Source organism: Bacillus sp. CH_48, assembly GCF_038008465.1.
Taxonomy (GTDB): Bacteria; Bacillota; Bacilli; order Bacillales; family Bacillaceae_G; genus Bacillus_A; species Bacillus_A thuringiensis_S.
Genome location: NZ_JBBOZF010000001.1, coordinates 1492501 through 1510000, shown reverse-complemented (window position 1 = coordinate 1510000; position 17500 = coordinate 1492501). Strand labels below are relative to the sequence as shown.

Below are 17500 nucleotides of genomic sequence, written 5' to 3'. Positions count from 1 at the left end.
ATACTCCCTAGTGATCGATAGTGAACCAGTACCGTGAGGGAAAGGTGAAAAGCACCCCGGAAGGGGAGTGAAAGAGATCCTGAAACCGTGTGCCTACAAATAGTCAGAGCCCGTTAATGGGTGATGGCGTGCCTTTTGTAGAATGAACCGGCGAGTTACGATCCCGTGCAAGGTTAAGCTGAAGAGGCGGAGCCGCAGCGAAAGCGAGTCTGAATAGGGCGTTTAGTACGTGGTCGTAGACCCGAAACCAGGTGATCTACCCATGTCCAGGGTGAAGTTCAGGTAACACTGAATGGAGGCCCGAACCCACGCACGTTGAAAAGTGCGGGGATGAGGTGTGGGTAGCGGAGAAATTCCAATCGAACCTGGAGATAGCTGGTTCTCCCCGAAATAGCTTTAGGGCTAGCCTTAAGTGTAAGAGTCTTGGAGGTAGAGCACTGATTGAACTAGGGGTCCTCATCGGATTACCGAATTCAGTCAAACTCCGAATGCCAATGACTTATCCTTAGGAGTCAGACTGCGAGTGATAAGATCCGTAGTCAAGAGGGAAACAGCCCAGATCGCCAGCTAAGGTCCCAAAGTGTGTATTAAGTGGAAAAGGATGTGGAGTTGCTTAGACAACTAGGATGTTGGCTTAGAAGCAGCCACCATTTAAAGAGTGCGTAATAGCTCACTAGTCGAGTGACTCTGCGCCGAAAATGTACCGGGGCTAAATACACCACCGAAGCTGCGAATTGATACCAATGGTATCAGTGGTAGGGGAGCGTTCTAAGTGCAGTGAAGTCAGACCGGAAGGACTGGTGGAGCGCTTAGAAGTGAGAATGCCGGTATGAGTAGCGAAAGACGGGTGAGAATCCCGTCCACCGAATGCCTAAGGTTTCCTGAGGAAGGCTCGTCCGCTCAGGGTTAGTCAGGACCTAAGCCGAGGCCGACAGGCGTAGGCGATGGACAACAGGTTGATATTCCTGTACCACCTCTTTATCGTTTGAGCAATGGAGGGACGCAGAAGGATAGAAGAAGCGTGCGATTGGTTGTGCACGTCCAAGCAGTTAGGCTGATAAGTAGGCAAATCCGCTTATCGTGAAGGCTGAGCTGTGATGGGGAAGCTCCTTATGGAGCGAAGTCTTTGATTCCCCGCTGCCAAGAAAAGCTTCTAGCGAGATAAAAGGTGCCTGTACCGCAAACCGACACAGGTAGGCGAGGAGAGAATCCTAAGGTGTGCGAGAGAACTCTGGTTAAGGAACTCGGCAAAATGACCCCGTAACTTCGGGAGAAGGGGTGCTTTCTTAACGGAAAGCCGCAGTGAATAGGCCCAAGCGACTGTTTAGCAAAAACACAGCTCTCTGCGAAGCCGTAAGGCGAAGTATAGGGGGTGACACCTGCCCGGTGCTGGAAGGTTAAGGAGAGGGGTTAGCGTAAGCGAAGCTCTGAACTGAAGCCCCAGTAAACGGCGGCCGTAACTATAACGGTCCTAAGGTAGCGAAATTCCTTGTCGGGTAAGTTCCGACCCGCACGAAAGGTGTAACGATTTGGGCACTGTCTCAACCAGAGACTCGGTGAAATTATAGTACCTGTGAAGATGCAGGTTACCCGCGACAGGACGGAAAGACCCCGTGGAGCTTTACTGTAGCCTGATATTGAATTTTGGTACAGTTTGTACAGGATAGGCGGGAGCCATTGAAACCGGAGCGCTAGCTTCGGTGGAGGCGCTGGTGGGATACCGCCCTGACTGTATTGAAATTCTAACCTACGGGTCTTATCGACCCGGGAGACAGTGTCAGGTGGGCAGTTTGACTGGGGCGGTCGCCTCCTAAAGTGTAACGGAGGCGCCCAAAGGTTCCCTCAGAATGGTTGGAAATCATTCGTAGAGTGCAAAGGCATAAGGGAGCTTGACTGCGAGACCTACAAGTCGAGCAGGGACGAAAGTCGGGCTTAGTGATCCGGTGGTTCCGCATGGAAGGGCCATCGCTCAACGGATAAAAGCTACCCCGGGGATAACAGGCTTATCTCCCCCAAGAGTCCACATCGACGGGGAGGTTTGGCACCTCGATGTCGGCTCATCGCATCCTGGGGCTGTAGTCGGTCCCAAGGGTTGGGCTGTTCGCCCATTAAAGCGGTACGCGAGCTGGGTTCAGAACGTCGTGAGACAGTTCGGTCCCTATCCGTCGTGGGCGTAGGAAATTTGAGAGGAGCTGTCCTTAGTACGAGAGGACCGGGATGGACGCACCGCTGGTGTACCAGTTGTTCTGCCAAGGGCATAGCTGGGTAGCTATGTGCGGAAGGGATAAGTGCTGAAAGCATCTAAGCATGAAGCCCCCCTCAAGATGAGATTTCCCATAGCGTAAGCTAGTAAGATCCCTGAAAGATGATCAGGTTGATAGGTTCGAGGTGGAAGCATGGTGACATGTGGAGCTGACGAATACTAATAGATCGAGGACTTAACCATATAATATGTAGCAATGTTATCTAGTTTTGAAGGAATATGCCTTCATAGTTTGGTGATGATGGCAGAGAGGTCACACCCGTTCCCATACCGAACACGGAAGTTAAGCTCTCTAGCGCCGATGGTAGTTGGGACCTTGTCCCTGTGAGAGTAGGACGTCGCCAAGCAACTAAAAACACAAGTCTTTTGACTTGTGTTTTTTTATTTCCCATGAAATAGGTTAGGTTCTGTTAGTAAAAATGATGAAATATAGTAAGGGATTTTTTGAGCAGAAATATTAAGAAATTGATAAATAAATGGATAATCTTCAGAGCCATAGCTTCCAAGTAAGTCATACCACCAATCTGTTTCATACCTAGAAATCATGCTTAAATTATAGAGCAATAAATAATGAACAAGGAGTTCAGGTAATACTGGCTTAGGATTTCTAGGATCAGTCGTAAGTGGTAAATAATAAGTATTAGTAAGATGTTCATAGTATAAAGGAGTACTGTACATAGGATTCCATGATTGAATGGGCGCCGTAAAAAGTAAATTCGATTCATTAGTTTTCTCAGGTACGTGTCGCATTGATAAATGCTTACAAGATGTTTCAATGTAGCGAGAAAATCTCTCTTTAGTCATATGTAATCGATCTAGTAGGTTGACTGAAAAGGAGAGCTCATTTTTAATTGTTGAATCGATTTTATATAAAGTTGATCCTTTTTGACTATAGCGAAACAAATTTTGTAATTCTGGAATATTTCCCATTAGTTCTAGCATGTTAAATTTTTCTGCTTCTAAGTGTTTCATGTGAAACAGTTGTTCTGCAACATGAGTAAACAATCCGTTTTTTTGTATCTTCACCTCATCTTCTAAAAATTGATACCCTTGTTTTTTTCGTTTGCGAGTTGTAACGCCATGAGCTAAAACAGTAGTGGATTCAGGATAGTTAGGATCAATGGTTAGTAGACATGCTTTAAAAAGTTGACTAATTCCATAAAATAACAACATTGGTTGAATAGAAAATGGAGCTTTCTTATATAATTCATAATAATTTTTCCCGTGTTCTAGGTAATAAATAAAGGGATAACAATTTTCAAAACTTTTTTTTTCGGCATCCTGAATAGAGGATTTTTCATAACAACGGGCAAGATAACGTTGTACATTTTGAGATGAAAAAAAGAAACTTAACTGCTGCCAAGTATAAGATGTTTGATGCATATATTACGCTCCTTTTATTGTCTAAAAATTCTAACATATATATACGTCCTTGACAGTATTTTAACCAATTGATAAGCTACTAATAATAATTTCTGGTATCATAGGGGGAACAATTATGTGGGAATCTAAATTTGTTAAAGAAGGTTTGACTTTTGATGATGTATTACTTGTACCAGCTAGGTCAGATATATTACCAAGAGAAGTAAGTGTTAAAACAGTTTTATCTGAAAGCTTACAGCTAAACATCCCGTTAATTAGTGCAGGAATGGATACAGTAACAGAAGCTGACATGGCTATTGCAATGGCTCGCCAAGGTGGTTTAGGAATTATTCATAAGAATATGTCTATTGAGCAACAAGCAGAGCAAGTTGATAAAGTAAAGCGCTCTGAAAGCGGCGTTATTTCAGATCCTTTCTTCTTAACTCCAGAACATCAAGTATATGATGCAGAACATCTTATGGGAAAATATCGTATCTCAGGTGTACCGGTTGTAAATAATTTAGATGAGCGAAAATTAGTTGGTATTATTACAAACCGTGATATGCGTTTCATCCAAGACTACTCAATCAAAATTTCTGACGTAATGACAAAAGAACAGTTAATTACAGCTCCAGTTGGTACTACACTGGAAGAAGCTGAAAAGATCCTACAAAAGTATAAAATTGAAAAACTCCCTCTTGTTGATAATAACGGTGTATTACAAGGGCTTATTACAATAAAAGATATTGAAAAAGTAATTGAATTTCCAAACTCTGCTAAGGATAAGCAAGGACGCTTATTAGTTGGAGCAGCAGTTGGTGTAACAGCTGATGCTATGCTTCGTATAGATGCATTAGTAAAAGCTAGTGTAGATGCAATTGTACTTGATACAGCCCATGGGCATTCTAAAGGTGTTATTGATAAGGTAAAAGAAGTTCGTGCTAAATATCCATCATTAAATATCATCGCTGGAAATGTTGCTACAGCTGAAGCAACGAAAGCATTAATTGAAGCTGGTGCAAACGTAGTTAAAGTTGGTATTGGACCAGGTTCTATTTGTACAACACGCGTTGTAGCTGGTGTTGGTGTACCACAATTAACAGCAGTTTATGATTGTGCAACCGAAGCTCGTAAACACGGTATTCCAGTTATCGCTGATGGCGGTGTTAAGTACTCTGGTGATATGGTGAAAGCTTTAGCAGCAGGAGCACATGTTGTTATGCTAGGTAGTATGTTTGCTGGTGTTGCCGAAAGTCCTGGAGAAACTGAAATTTACCAAGGTCGTCAATTTAAAGTGTATCGTGGTATGGGTTCTGTCGGTGCGATGGAAAAAGGAAGTAAAGATCGTTACTTCCAAGAAGGAAATAAAAAACTTGTCCCAGAAGGTATCGAAGGACGAGTGCCATATAAAGGACCTTTAGCAGATACAGTTCACCAATTAGTTGGTGGCTTACGTGCGGGTATGGGATATTGCGGGGCACAGGATTTAGAATTCTTACGCGAGAATGCACAATTCATTCGTATGTCAGGTGCTGGCTTACGTGAAAGCCATCCTCATCACGTACAAATTACAAAAGAGGCTCCAAACTACTCATTATAATGTCTTATATACAAATAGACAGAGATTTGATATCTCTGTCTATTTTTTTTTGATTATGTTAGAATAACGGTTATGTGAGTACATAGATATTGGGGGTAACAAAAGTGAAAGGTATGTTTTGCAAAAGATTCATTGCTTTGGTAACAGTGATTACACTAGCTTGTAGCATTTTTATGCCATATAGCAATGCATCAGCTGAAACAGGAGCCGCTTTAAACATTGAAGCAGGTGCGGCAATTTTAGTAGAAGCGAATTCTGGGAAAATTGTATATCAAAAGAATGCAGATGAATTATTATCCATTGCTAGTATGACAAAGATGATGAGTGAATATTTAGTTCATGAAGCAGTGGATAAAGGAAAACTTAAGTGGGACCAGAAAATTAAGGTTTCTGAATATGCATATAAGGTTTCACAAGATGCTTCATTATCAAATGTTGCGTTAGAAAATGGTGGCTCTTATACAGTAAAAGAGTTATATGAGGCAATGGCAATCTTTTCTGCAAATGGTGCAACAATTGCATTAGCAGAAGCAATTGCAGGTAAAGAAGTAGATTTCGTAAAAATGATGAATGATAAATCGAAAGAACTAGGATTGAAAAATTATAAATTTGTCAATTCTACAGGTTTAACGAATAAAGATTTAAAGGGAATGCATCCTGAAGGAACAACAGCGGATGAAGAAAATAAAATGTCTGCAAAGGATGTTGCAACTTTAGCACAACATTTAATTAAAGATTATCCAAAAGTGTTAGATACAGCAAAAATTCCTAAAAAAGAATTCCGTCCAGAAAAAGAGAAGTTTGCAATGTCAAACTGGAACTGGATGTTAAAGGGCTTAGTTAAAGAATATGATGGCGTAGATGGTCTGAAAACAGGCTCAACTCCAGAAGCAGGAGATTGCTTCACTGGTACGGTTGAAAGAAACGGTATGCGTTTTATTTCTGTAGTTATTAAAACAAGTTCTCATACAGCACGTTTTGATGAAACAAAGAAGCTATATGATTATGGATTTGCTAACTTTGAAGTGAAACAAATGTATAAAAAAGGTTCTTCAGTAAAAGGACAAGAAACAGTAAGAGTAGAAAATGCGAAAGATAAAGATGTAGCAGTTCAAACGAAACAAGCTATTTCACTTCCAGTGCCAAAAGGAAGTAAAGATGTTTATAAAACAGAATTAAAAGAATCAAGTAAGGGACAAGAAGCACCTATTAAAAAGGGAGCTGCGCTTGGTCAAATGGTAATTACGCCAAAAGATACAAACGACCCTGGATTTTTAACTGGTAAGTCGTTGCAAGTGGATCTTGTAACAACATCTGAAGTAGAAGAAGCAAACTGGTTTACTCGTGCTATGCGCGGAATTGGTTCATTCTTTAGTGGTATGTGGAATAGTGCTGTTGATACAGTAAAAGGTTGGTTTTAAAAGCTCCTCATGGTAGGGGCTTTTTTTTTATTCCTATTTTTCATACCGACTTTATGAAAAAGTAGTAGACAAGCATCTGATAGTTAGTGGTAGAATGTAAGAGTATTCTTAATTTTCGCCTTTAACGGGGGAAAGCAATTCACCTAGGGGGGTTTTTGTACATGACAAATGTAACAGGGACAGAGCGTGTAAAACGTGGAATGGCAGAAATGCAAAAAGGCGGCGTTATTATGGACGTAATTAACGCTGAACAAGCAAAAATTGCAGAAGAGGCAGGCGCAGTTGCCGTTATGGCATTAGAGCGTGTACCAGCAGACATTCGTGCAGCAGGTGGCGTTTCTCGTATGGCAGACCCAACAATCGTTGAAGAAGTTATGGGTGCAGTGTCAATTCCGGTTATGGCAAAATGCCGTATCGGTCACCTTGTAGAAGCACGTGTATTAGAATCATTAGGGGTAGACTATATCGATGAGAGTGAAGTATTAACTCCTGCTGATGAAGTATACCATTTAAATAAACGTGATTACACAGTTCCATTTGTATGTGGTTGCCGTGATATCGGAGAAGCTGCACGTCGTATTGCAGAAGGTGCATCTATGCTTCGTACAAAAGGTGAACCAGGAACAGGAAACATTGTAGAGGCAGTGCGTCATATGCGCCAAGTCAATGCAGAAATCCGTCAAGTTGCGAGTCTACGTGAAGATGAGTTAATGACATATGCAAAAAATACTGGTGCTCCTTACGAAGTATTACTTGAAATTAAACGTCTTGGTCGCTTACCAGTTGTAAACTTTGCGGCAGGTGGTGTAGCAACACCAGCAGATGCTGCATTAATGATGCAACTTGGTGCTGATGGGGTATTTGTTGGATCTGGTATCTTCAAATCAGAAAACCCAGAGAGATTTGCACGTGCAATCGTTGAAGCAACGACTCATTATGAAGATTACGAACTAATTGCAAGCCTTTCTAAAGGGTTAGGTAATGCAATGAAAGGTATCGAAATTTCAACGTTATTACCAGAACAACGCATGCAAGAGCGTGGATGGTAATTAAAGGAGAACTTTAAAATGGTGAAAATCGGTGTACTAGGTCTTCAAGGTGCAGTTCGTGAACATGTAAAATCAGTTGAAGCAAGTGGTGCCGAAGCTGTTGTTGTAAAGCGTATAGAGCAACTTGAAGAGATTGATGGTCTTATTTTACCAGGCGGTGAAAGTACAACAATGCGCCGTCTTATTGATAAGTATGCTTTCATGGAACCACTTCGCACATTTGCAAAGTCTGGTAAACCAATGTTTGGTACATGTGCAGGGATGATTCTTCTTGCGAAAACACTTATTGGCTATGAAGAAGCACATATTGGTGCTATGGATATTACAGTTGAGCGCAATGCGTTCGGACGCCAAAAGGATAGCTTTGAAGCTGCGCTTTCAATTGAAGGCGTGGGTGAAGACTTCGTTGGTGTATTTATCCGTGCGCCGTATGTTGTAGAAGTAGCTGATAATGTTGAAGTGCTTTCTAAGCATGGTGACCGAATGGTAGCGGTAAGACAAGATCAGTTTTTAGCTGCTTCATTCCATCCGGAATTAACAGATGATCATCGTGTCACAGCATACTTTGTTGAAATGGTAAAAGAAGCGAAAATGAAAAAAGTTGTATAAGTAACTTGCAACTTGTATAAGATTATAGTAAATTGATGGTAACAATTTTATAAAATAAGCGTGTTGATAGGAAATAGTAACAAATGTTGTTTCTTATAGAGAGTCGATGGTTGGTGGAAATCGATAGAAACAGTTTGTGAATCCATCCTGGAATGGAATGTGGAACATCTTTTGGATTAGTAAGCATTCCCGGTGAAGAGCCGTTATTTCTACTTGAGAGGAAAGCGGTAATGCTTTCAACTAGGGTGGCAACGCGGGTTAACTCCCGTCCCTTTATATAGGGACGGGAGTTTTTTGTGTTTTATAAAATAAAAGGAGGAGTATATAATGCTTGATATTAAATTTTTACGTACAAACTTTGAAGAAGTAAAAGCGAAATTACAGCATAGAGGTGAAGATCTAACTGATTTCGGACGTTTTGAAGAACTTGATACGAGAAGAAGAGAACTACTTGTTCAGACAGAAGAATTAAAAAGTAAACGTAATGAAGTGTCTCAACAAATCTCTGTATTAAAGCGCGAAAAGAAAGATGCAGAAGCTCTAATTTTAGAAATGCGTGAGGTTGGAGAAAAAGTAAAGGATTTTGATAACGAACTTCGCACAGTTGAAGAAGACTTAGAAAGATTAATGTTATCTATTCCAAATATCCCTCATGAGTCTGCTCCAGTCGGTGAAACAGAGGATGATAATGTAGTAGCGCGTACTTGGGGAGAAGTGAAAGAATTTACTTTTGAACCAAAACCACATTGGGATCTTGCTACTGATTTAGGAATTTTAGATTTTGAACGCGCTGGGAAAGTAACAGGAAGCCGCTTCGTATTTTACAAAGGTGCTGGTGCAAGATTAGAGCGTGCTTTAATTAGCTTTATGCTTGATCTTCATACTGATGAGCATGGATATGAAGAAGTATTACCTCCATATATGGTAAACCGTGCAAGTATGACAGGAACAGGACAACTTCCAAAGTTTGAAGAAGATGCATTCCGTATTGAAAGTGAAGATTATTTCTTAATTCCAACAGCTGAAGTACCTGTAACGAATATGCATCGTGATGAGATTTTAAATAAAGAGCAATTGCCTATAAGATATGCTGCATTTAGCTCTTGCTTCCGCTCTGAAGCAGGTTCAGCTGGTCGCGATACACGCGGTTTAATTCGCCAGCATCAGTTCAATAAAGTAGAGCTTGTGAAGTTCGTAAAACCAGAAGATTCTTATGAAGAGTTAGAAAAATTAACAAATGATGCAGAACGCGTGTTACAATTATTAGAGTTGCCATATCGCGTTATGAGCATGTGCACAGGCGATTTAGGATTTACAGCAGCGAAGAAATACGATATTGAAGTATGGATTCCAAGCTATGGCACATATCGTGAAATTTCTTCTTGTAGTAATTTTGAAGCTTTCCAAGCGAGACGTGCAAATATCCGTTTCCGCCGTGAGCCAAATGGAAAACCAGAACATGTCCATACATTAAATGGATCTGGTCTTGCAATTGGACGTACGGTTGCAGCTATTTTAGAAAACTACCAACAAGAAGATGGTACAATTATAATTCCAGAAGTTCTTCGCCCTTATATGGGAGGAAAAACAGTTATTAAGTAAATTTAAACATTCATCGGTATGAGTGATTGGTAATTATGAGCGTTGTCAGTACTGTAATGTAGGAAGGGGAAAGTAAAATTTTCCTTTCCTCATAATTTATTTTAGTAGGGTTGACTAACTGTTTTTCTTTTGATATTATATTTGATGTCAATATGGAGGTATACCCAAGTCTGGCTGAAGGGATCGGTCTTGAAAACCGACAGGCGGCGAGAGTCGCGCGGGGGTTCGAATCCCTCTACCTCCTCCAGATATAATTGACAACAGCGCATATAAGTGGAGATTGGAGAACTCGTTACCAACACGTAACGAGTTTTTATTTTAAAACCAATCATAAAGTATGGTGTAAGGTAATTTTGTCCTTATTACACACTCATATTCCGATGATTATCTTCATAGATATGAAAGGAGTCAACATGGATCTTATTATACAAACGTTTCCTTTAGATGGAAAAACTTTATATTATGTACAATGTCCTGTCTGTAAGAACAATAGAATTTTAAACAGTGGTGCAAATGTGTCACGCATTATAAGCGATGATACATTCCGTAAACTTTGTGGTTGCACTTGTGATGTAAAGCAAGCTGAGACAAAAGTAGAGGCACCAAAAAAGGTTGAAAAACCAGCTGTAAAGAAAGAGGCAGCTCCAAAACGTACAGGTAAAGTATTAACGGCAGTAATTAACGGGAAAGAAATGACTGTTAAAGAGATTGCTGAAGCATACGATATTAGTACAAGTACTGTTCGTCAGCGTATTAACGCAGGAAAACCTGAGAGTGAAATTATTGCTCCAACAAAGAAGAAGTAATTTAATAGGAAAACCCGTGCATATGCACGGGTTTTTTATTTTACAAGTTTACGTGTTTGTTTTAAAAAATGGCCAATTTTTTTAATGATTGGTTCGATTGAATCACCATCTTTTAAAATATCGTACTCATTAATATTTAAGCGTAATACAGGACATGAATTAAAGTTGTTAATCCAGTTTTCATAACGTCCATGCATTTCTTTCCAGTACTCAATTGGTGTTTGCTGTTCCATTGGGCGCCCACGTTCTTGAATGCGATCGACAATATCATCGAAAGAACCTTCTAAGTAAATTAATAAGTCTGGATGAGGGAAGTAAGGAGTCATGACCATAGCGTCAAATAAACCTTTGTATGTTTCATAATCAGTTTCCGTCATTGTACCTTTTTCATGATGCATCTTTGCGAAAATTCCAGTGTCTTCGTAAATGGAACGATCTTGAACAAAACCGCCACCATATTCAAAAATTCTTTTTTGTTCCTTAAATCGTTCTGCTAAAAAGTACACTTGTAGGTGGAAGCTCCAGCGAGTGAAGTCCGCATAGAATTTGTCCAAATATGGATTGGAATCTACTTTTTCAAATGATGTGCGATAACCTAAAGCATTAGCTAATGCAGTTGTCATAGTTGATTTACCCACACCTACCGTTCCGGCGATAGTGATTACTGCATCATTGGGTATATCATATTTTTGCCTTAAATTCATTATTATTTCGACTCCTTTAAGAGAGTATTTTGAAGGGCAGATAGGATGACGTTTAAATCATCAGGATTTTTTACAAAATCCATATCGTCTCCATTAAATTTCAATACTGGTATCTCCGGATGATCTTTTCTAAAAGTATCCATTGCTGTTTCATAATCTTTTGTGAGCTGTAGTAAGTAATTTGGATCCATGTTTTTTTCAAATTCTCTTCCGCGCAAGGCGATTCGTTTTTGCAATGTTTCTAGGCTAGCTGTTAAATAAACAATGACATTTGGCACAGGCATATCTTGTGTAAGGATACGATAAATTTGCATGTACTTGTCATATTGAGAGTCTTTTAATGTGCGGGATGCAAAAATTAAATTTTTAAAGATATGGTAATCTGCTACTACTGGTTTCCTTTGATTCAAATACTTTATGTTAATATCTTCTAATTGTTTGTATCTATTACAAAGAAAGAACATCTCTGTTTGAAAACTCCATTCGTCGATGTCTTCATAAAACTTTCCTAAAAAGGGATTTTCATCAACAATCTCTTTTAGTAAGTGGAGTTGCATGTGAGTTGAAATTTCCTTCGCAAGTGAAGTTTTTCCAACACCAATTGGTCCTTCAACCGTGATAAATGGTACTCCGGTCACGCTGTTTCCTCCTTTCAATCAGTGATTTACCGTGACTACTAAAAACACAAAACAGAATTATTGTAGCACAAGAGGGAAGCGAGTGGGTTAATTTGATATAAAAAGTTAGAAAATAGATATATGTATTAATTAAATTTTATTTTGGATGACGATGTTATATTTGCTTTCAATGTAGTTTCCATTATTTTTAAAGCATGTATATTATCTTGGTCGTTGTTAGAGGCGATACAATCCTGTGGTACATACAATTTATAATTTCTCATATGAGCATCATTAGCTGTAAATAGGATGCATATATTCCCGGCAACTCCTGTTAATATTAGATTTTCTATTTTTAAATAACCTAGTAATGAATTTAAAGGTGTTTCATAAAAAGCGGAATAATGTGGTTTAATAAAAATGTAATCATCAGAACTTGGAGCAATCTTATGAATTATATTTTCACTATATTTATTTGTACAATGAGTAATAAGTTGGTCGATATCAGATCTCCAAAGTTGATAATGGTCATTAACGTAAATTATAGGATAGCCGAACGATTTCATTTTTTTCTTTAATTGTAAAATAGGGTTTGTTATAGTTTCGCATTTTTGAGCTAGAATGGGTCCGTGGGAAAATTGAAAATCATTAATCATATCGATAATGAGCAAGGCGGTATTTTTCATATGTAATCCCTCTCTTTTTCTTTTAGGGTGGATTGAATTTGTAAAAGTTATCCCCTGTGCAGTAAATGGAAATAAGTGTACTTTATTTGTAATGAAAGGACTATGTTATGGAACAAGATCGAGATATTTATTTTATGCAATTAGCGATAGAAGAAGCTAAAAAGGCGGAGGAAATGCAGGAAGTACCAATTGGAGCAGTTATAGTGTTAGATGGTGAGGTAATTAGTGTTGCTCATAATTTAAGGGAAACTGAGCAAAGATCAATAGCTCATGCTGAGTTGCTAGCGATAGATGAGGCGTGTAAAAAATTAGGGACATGGCGTTTAGAAGATGCAACATTGTATGTAACATTAGAACCTTGTCCAATGTGTGCGGGTGGAATTGTTTTATCGCGAGTGAAGCGAGTTGTATATGGTGCAAGTGATCCGAAGGGCGGATGTGCAGGGACATTGATGAATCTTTTAACGGATGAACGATTCAATCATCAATGTGAAGTAGTAACTGGTGTACTTGAGGAAGAATGCGGTACGTTGTTAACAAACTTTTTTAGAGAGCTTCGTAAAAAAAGAAAAGCGATAAAAAAATTGGAGAAAAGCAATGAGAACTAACGTATTTGCATTTTATAAAGAAACAAGTTATACTGATAATGCCTTTAATGAAGGCAACCGAATATTGGTTTTAACTTTGCCGTGCTAAGCGGGGAGGTAGCGGTGCCCTATACTCGCAATCCGCTCTAGCGAGGCCGAATCCCCTCTCGAGGTTATGTTGCTGTAAGGTCTGCCTTAAGTAAGTGGTGTTGACGTTTGGGTCCTGCGCAACGGGACCCCGTGAACCTTGTCAGGTCCGGAAGGAAGCAGCAATAAGCGGGTCTTCTCGTGTGCCGCAGGAGTGCCTGAACCGAGCTAACTGCTTGAGTAACGCTTATGGTACGTAATCGACGGAGGGTGCACGGCAGTTATATATGTATACAAAACTCACCTTAATACAAAGGTGAGTTTTTTGTATAGAAAATAACTTTTGGAATCTATAAACAGAATGGGTTATAATAAATGAGATAATAACCTTTGAGGGAGGCCGTATTTTCGTGTCATACCAAGCGTTATACCGAACATGGAGACCGCAAAAGTTCGAAGATGTAGTCGGTCAAAAGCACGTGACAAAAACGTTGCAAAATGCCCTTCTTCAAGAGAAAGTTTCACATGCTTATTTATTTTCTGGTCCGAGGGGAACAGGAAAAACGACAATTGCAAAAGTATTTGCAAAAGCAATTAACTGTGAACATGCTCCGGTAGCTGAACCTTGTAATGAATGTCCTTCTTGTTTAGGAATTACACAAGGATCCATTTCAGATGTATTAGAAATTGATGCGGCTTCAAATAACGGTGTAGATGAAATTCGAGATATTAGAGATAAAGTAAAATATGCTCCAAGTGCTGTAGAATATAAAGTATACATTATTGATGAAGTTCACATGCTTTCTATGGGTGCATTCAATGCGCTTTTAAAAACCTTAGAAGAGCCGCCAGGACATGTTATCTTTATTTTGGCGACAACAGAACCTCATAAGATCCCGCCTACAATTATTTCGCGTTGTCAGCGTTTTGAATTCCGAAAAATATCAGTGAATGATATTGTTGAGAGATTATCAACAGTCGTGACGAATGAAGGTACGCAAGTGGAAGATGAAGCATTACAAATTGTTGCACGTGCTGCTGAAGGTGGTATGCGTGACGCGCTTAGTCTTATTGATCAGGCTATATCTTATAGTGATGAGATTGTTACGACAGAAGATGTATTGGCGGTAACAGGATCTGTTTCTCAGCAATACTTAGGCAATTTAGTAGAATGCATACGTGAAAATGATGTATCAAGAGCATTACAGATCATAGATGAAATGATGAGTAAAGGGAAGGATCCAGTTCGTTTTATGGAGGATTTCATTTACTATTATCGTGATATGCTTTTATATCAAACTTCACCGCAACTAGAACATATGTTGGAACGAGTAATTGTAGATGATCAATTCCGTAAGTTGAGTGAAGAAATGCAACCGGAAGTGATCTATGAGATTATTCATACCCTTAGTAAGGGACAACAGGAAATGAAGTGGACAAATCATCCGCGTATTTTCTTAGAAGTTGTTATGGTGCAGTTGTGTCAACAGTTTATGATGCAAGCAAACGGTACGGATCGTTTGCAAGCAATTATGAACAGGATGCAGCAATTGGAGAAAGAGTTAGAGCAAGTCAAAAAGAACGGTGTGCCAGCTGGTGTACAACAGGAAGTAAGAGAGACACGTGCAACACCAAAACCCGTACGAACAGGAAGTATGAAGATTCCTATCGGGCGTGTAAATGAAGTATTAAAACAAGCGAAGCGTCAAGATTTAGAACAATTAAAAGCTGTATGGGGTGAGTTGTTAGGAAGACTCAAATCATATAACAAAGTAGCGTTTGCTGTTTTACTAGAAAATAGTGAACCAGTGGCAGCTTCAGATGACACTTACGTTTTAGCATTTCAATATGAGATTCACTGTAAAATGGCGAGCGAAAATCGAGAAGCTATGGATACAGTAGAACAAGCTTTATTTGAATTGCTAAGTAAAAGGTTAAATATGATTGCCATTCCAAAAAGTGAATGGGGTAAAATCCGTGAAGACTTTTTACAACGTGAAGGTGGAGAGTCTGAAGAAAGCCCGGAGAAAAAGGAAGACCCTCTTATAGAAGAGGCAGTGAAATTAGTAGGACAAGAACTCATTGAAATAAAAGAGTAATAATAATTAGGAGGAATTAATTATGATGCGTGGCGGAATGGGAAATATGAATAACATGATGAAACAAATGCAAAAGATGCAAAAAGACATGGCGAAAGCACAAGAAGAGCTTGGTGAAAAAACAGTTGAAGGTACAGCTGGCGGCGGAATGATTACAGTTATTGCAAATGGTCACAAGCAAATTCTTGAAGTGAAGATTAAAGAAGAAGTTGTAGATCCAGAAGATATCGAAATGTTACAAGACTTAGTGTTAGCTGCAACAAATGATGCACTTAAAAAGGCCGATGAGCTATCAAACTCTACAATGGGTAAATTTACAAAAGGCTTAAACTTACCAGGTGGAATGTTCTAGGGGGATATTGATACATGCATTATCCAGAGCCAATATCAAAACTAATCGATAGTTTTATGAAGTTGCCAGGTATCGGACCGAAAACAGCGGTTCGATTGGCATTTTTCGTATTAGATATGAAAGAAGATGATGTGTTAGGTTTTGCGAAAGCACTTGTAAATGCGAAGCGAGATTTAGCGTATTGTTCTGTATGTGGACATATTACTGATCGTGATCCTTGTTATATTTGTAATGATTCGCATCGAGATCAATCAGTTGTTTGTGTCGTGCAAGAACCGAAAGATGTAATCGCGATGGAAAAAATGAAAGAGTATCAAGGTGTATATCATGTGTTACGTGGTGCGATTTCTCCTATGGAGGGAATTGGACCGGAAGACATTAATATCCCGCAACTCTTAAAGCGACTACATGATGAAACGGTACAAGAAGTAATATTAGCAACAAACCCTAATATTGAAGGGGAAGCTACAGCGATGTATATCTCCCGCCTCTTAAAACCTACAGGCATTAAAGTAACTCGTATTGCACATGGTCTGCCAGTTGGTGGAGATTTAGAATATGCAGATGAAGTGACACTATCGAAAGCGTTAGAAGGTCGCAGAGAAGTATAAGAGGAGAAACAAAAATGTTCTTTCAAAAAAAGGGTAAATTGCGTAAAGAGTATGATGATAAGTTAATTGTACTTTTGGAAAAAGTGAAGAATGAGTGGTTACGTCAGAAGAGAATGGTTGAACAAAGTGTAGAACCATCTCAAGATGTCATTTGTTCTTTGAAGATAGCAGAGGCGAAATATTTCTTCTTGTTGAAAGAAGCAAAGCGTCGTCCTGTAAAAATGGAACAATGGTAAAGGGTTCTGCTTTCTAAGCAGGCCTTTTTATTTTATTTGTTAAAATGCTGAGGTGTTGTTTCATTTTGTTTATATGAAAGAGATGTCGCTTATGATAACTGTTCTTTTTTATTGTCTTGTCCCATACAAATAGATGTATAGGTCATTCATAAGGAGGAAAAGATGAATTCTACAATTATTATTGTTGGCATTCTTACTTTAGTGTTTATTTTTCTTGTTTTTGGTGTTGCCTCTAAGCCATTGCGTTTTATAGGTAAGGTGATTTTTCATGTTACTTTAGGCATAGCGTTGCTTTTTATCGTAAATGTTGTAGGGACATATTTTGATTTTCATATCCCGATTAACATGGGTACAGCAGCAATAACGAGTTTATTAGGCCTACCGGGTGTGGCAGCATTAGTGATTATTAAGCTTTATATTATGCCAAGATAAAATTATTTTGGCGTTTTTTTTAAAAGTGTTGACTATTAAATGATTAGTATGGTAAATTAATAAGCGTCGTCAGGAACGAAAGAAAAAAGTTGTTGACAGATTTAACGAGAAATGTTAAATTATAAAAGTCGCTGAAACGCGATATTGAACTTTGAAAACTAAACGAAACAAACAACGTGAAACGTCAATTTTTATTTTTAGATGCTAGACAAACTAACTTTATTGGAGAGTTTGATCCTGGCTCAGGATGAACGCTGGCGGCGTGCCTAATACATGCAAGTCGAGCGAATGGATTAAGAGCTTGCTCTTATGAAGTTAGCGGCGGACGGGTGAGTAACACGTGGGTAACCTGCCCATAAGACTGGGATAACTCCGGG

16 protein-coding genes, 1 tRNA gene, 3 rRNA genes, 1 other RNA gene and 1 other annotated feature (2 of these 22 running past the window's edge) are annotated in these 17500 nt (G+C 39.1%); of the genes, 17 read left to right on the top strand and 4 right to left on the bottom strand.

Annotated features, from left to right (window positions below; all coding sequences use genetic code 11):
• Together N2V92_RS07465 and rrf are read left to right on the top strand one after the other, a co-directional pair.
• A 23S ribosomal RNA gene (locus N2V92_RS07465) occupies positions 1-2446 on the top strand; it begins 476 nt to the left of the window's first position.
• 48 nt (positions 2447-2494) lie between these two features.
• Positions 2495-2610: ribosomal RNA gene (rrf, locus tag N2V92_RS07460) — 5S ribosomal RNA — on the top strand.
• Between the two features lie 34 nt (positions 2611-2644).
• On the opposite strand, the gene N2V92_RS07455 is transcribed toward rrf, so the two are convergent.
• Positions 2645-3646: a YaaC family protein gene (locus tag N2V92_RS07455; protein WP_000554297.1), complete on the bottom strand. Its 1002-nt coding sequence runs from the start codon at positions 3644-3646 to the stop codon at positions 2645-2647.
• A gap of 115 nt (positions 3647-3761) precedes the next feature.
• On the opposite strand from N2V92_RS07455, the gene guaB reads away from it, so the two are divergent.
• From guaB to N2V92_RS07420, 7 genes are all read left to right on the top strand, one after another.
• Complete coding sequence (guaB, locus tag N2V92_RS07450) at positions 3762-5225, top strand: IMP dehydrogenase (RefSeq protein WP_000264089.1); 1464 nt, start codon at positions 3762-3764, stop codon at positions 5223-5225.
• Between the two features lie 113 nt (positions 5226-5338).
• Positions 5339-6646: a D-alanyl-D-alanine carboxypeptidase DacA gene (gene dacA / locus N2V92_RS07445; RefSeq protein ID WP_127057751.1), complete on the top strand. Its 1308-nt coding sequence runs from the start codon at positions 5339-5341 to the stop codon at positions 6644-6646.
• A gap of 161 nt (positions 6647-6807) precedes the next feature.
• Positions 6808-7695 carry a pyridoxal 5'-phosphate synthase lyase subunit PdxS gene (gene pdxS / locus N2V92_RS07440; RefSeq protein ID WP_000186158.1) on the top strand — a complete coding sequence of 296 codons (888 nt, stop codon included), beginning with the start codon at positions 6808-6810 and terminating at the stop codon, positions 7693-7695.
• A gap of 18 nt (positions 7696-7713) precedes the next feature.
• Complete coding sequence (gene pdxT / locus N2V92_RS07435) at positions 7714-8304, top strand: pyridoxal 5'-phosphate synthase glutaminase subunit PdxT (protein ID WP_000238785.1); 591 nt, start codon at positions 7714-7716, stop codon at positions 8302-8304.
• Positions 8305-8358: 54 nt separating this feature from the next.
• Positions 8359-8580 (top strand) — a binding site (T-box leader).
• 51 nt (positions 8581-8631) lie between these two features.
• Positions 8632-9906: a serine--tRNA ligase gene (gene serS, locus N2V92_RS07430; RefSeq protein WP_000884174.1), complete on the top strand. Its 1275-nt coding sequence runs from the start codon at positions 8632-8634 to the stop codon at positions 9904-9906.
• A 154-nt stretch (positions 9907-10060) separates the two neighbouring features.
• Positions 10061-10153 (top strand) — tRNA-Ser (locus N2V92_RS07425).
• A gap of 166 nt (positions 10154-10319) precedes the next feature.
• A complete protein-coding gene (locus N2V92_RS07420; protein ID WP_000364195.1) occupies positions 10320-10712 on the top strand; it encodes a DUF3797 domain-containing protein in 393 nt (130 codons plus the stop codon).
• 35 nt (positions 10713-10747) lie between these two features.
• Here the strand turns inward: N2V92_RS07420 and N2V92_RS07415 are convergent, their stop codons facing one another.
• The 3 genes from N2V92_RS07415 to N2V92_RS07405 form a co-directional block, all read right to left on the bottom strand.
• Positions 10748-11416, bottom strand: a complete 669-nt coding sequence (locus tag N2V92_RS07415; protein WP_001053585.1) for a deoxynucleoside kinase — start codon at positions 11414-11416, stop codon at positions 10748-10750.
• 2 nt (positions 11417-11418) lie between these two features.
• Positions 11419-12054: a deoxynucleoside kinase gene (locus N2V92_RS07410; RefSeq protein ID WP_000148217.1), complete on the bottom strand. Its 636-nt coding sequence runs from the start codon at positions 12052-12054 to the stop codon at positions 11419-11421.
• Between the two features lie 125 nt (positions 12055-12179).
• A complete protein-coding gene (locus tag N2V92_RS07405) occupies positions 12180-12719 on the bottom strand; it encodes an isochorismatase family cysteine hydrolase (protein WP_000798738.1) in 540 nt (179 codons plus the stop codon).
• A 107-nt stretch (positions 12720-12826) separates the two neighbouring features.
• Here N2V92_RS07405 and tadA point away from each other — a divergent pair, with 107 nt between their 5' ends.
• The 8 genes from tadA to N2V92_RS07365 all read left to right on the top strand — a co-directional run.
• Entirely contained in the window at positions 12827-13327 is a 501-nt protein-coding gene (gene tadA, locus N2V92_RS07400) for a tRNA adenosine(34) deaminase TadA (protein ID WP_000434340.1), read from the top strand.
• Between the two features lie 79 nt (positions 13328-13406).
• An RNA gene (gene ffs, locus N2V92_RS07395) (signal recognition particle sRNA large type) lies at positions 13407-13671 on the top strand.
• Between the two features lie 132 nt (positions 13672-13803).
• Positions 13804-15492: a DNA polymerase III subunit gamma/tau gene (gene dnaX / locus N2V92_RS07390; protein ID WP_000121560.1), complete on the top strand. Its 1689-nt coding sequence runs from the start codon at positions 13804-13806 to the stop codon at positions 15490-15492.
• 25 nt (positions 15493-15517) lie between these two features.
• Positions 15518-15844, top strand: coding sequence for a YbaB/EbfC family nucleoid-associated protein (locus N2V92_RS07385; protein WP_014894853.1), 327 nt, complete (start codon positions 15518-15520; stop codon positions 15842-15844).
• Between the two features lie 14 nt (positions 15845-15858).
• Positions 15859-16455, top strand: a complete 597-nt coding sequence (gene recR / locus N2V92_RS07380; RefSeq protein ID WP_000559169.1) for a recombination protein RecR — start codon at positions 15859-15861, stop codon at positions 16453-16455.
• 14 nt (positions 16456-16469) lie between these two features.
• Positions 16470-16691 carry a YaaL family protein gene (locus N2V92_RS07375; RefSeq protein ID WP_000466019.1) on the top strand — a complete coding sequence of 74 codons (222 nt, stop codon included), beginning with the start codon at positions 16470-16472 and terminating at the stop codon, positions 16689-16691.
• A gap of 162 nt (positions 16692-16853) precedes the next feature.
• Positions 16854-17123: a pro-sigmaK processing inhibitor BofA family protein gene (locus N2V92_RS07370; RefSeq protein WP_001089273.1), complete on the top strand. Its 270-nt coding sequence runs from the start codon at positions 16854-16856 to the stop codon at positions 17121-17123.
• Between the two features lie 219 nt (positions 17124-17342).
• Positions 17343-17500 (top strand): 16S ribosomal RNA (locus N2V92_RS07365) (it continues 1394 nt past the right edge of the window).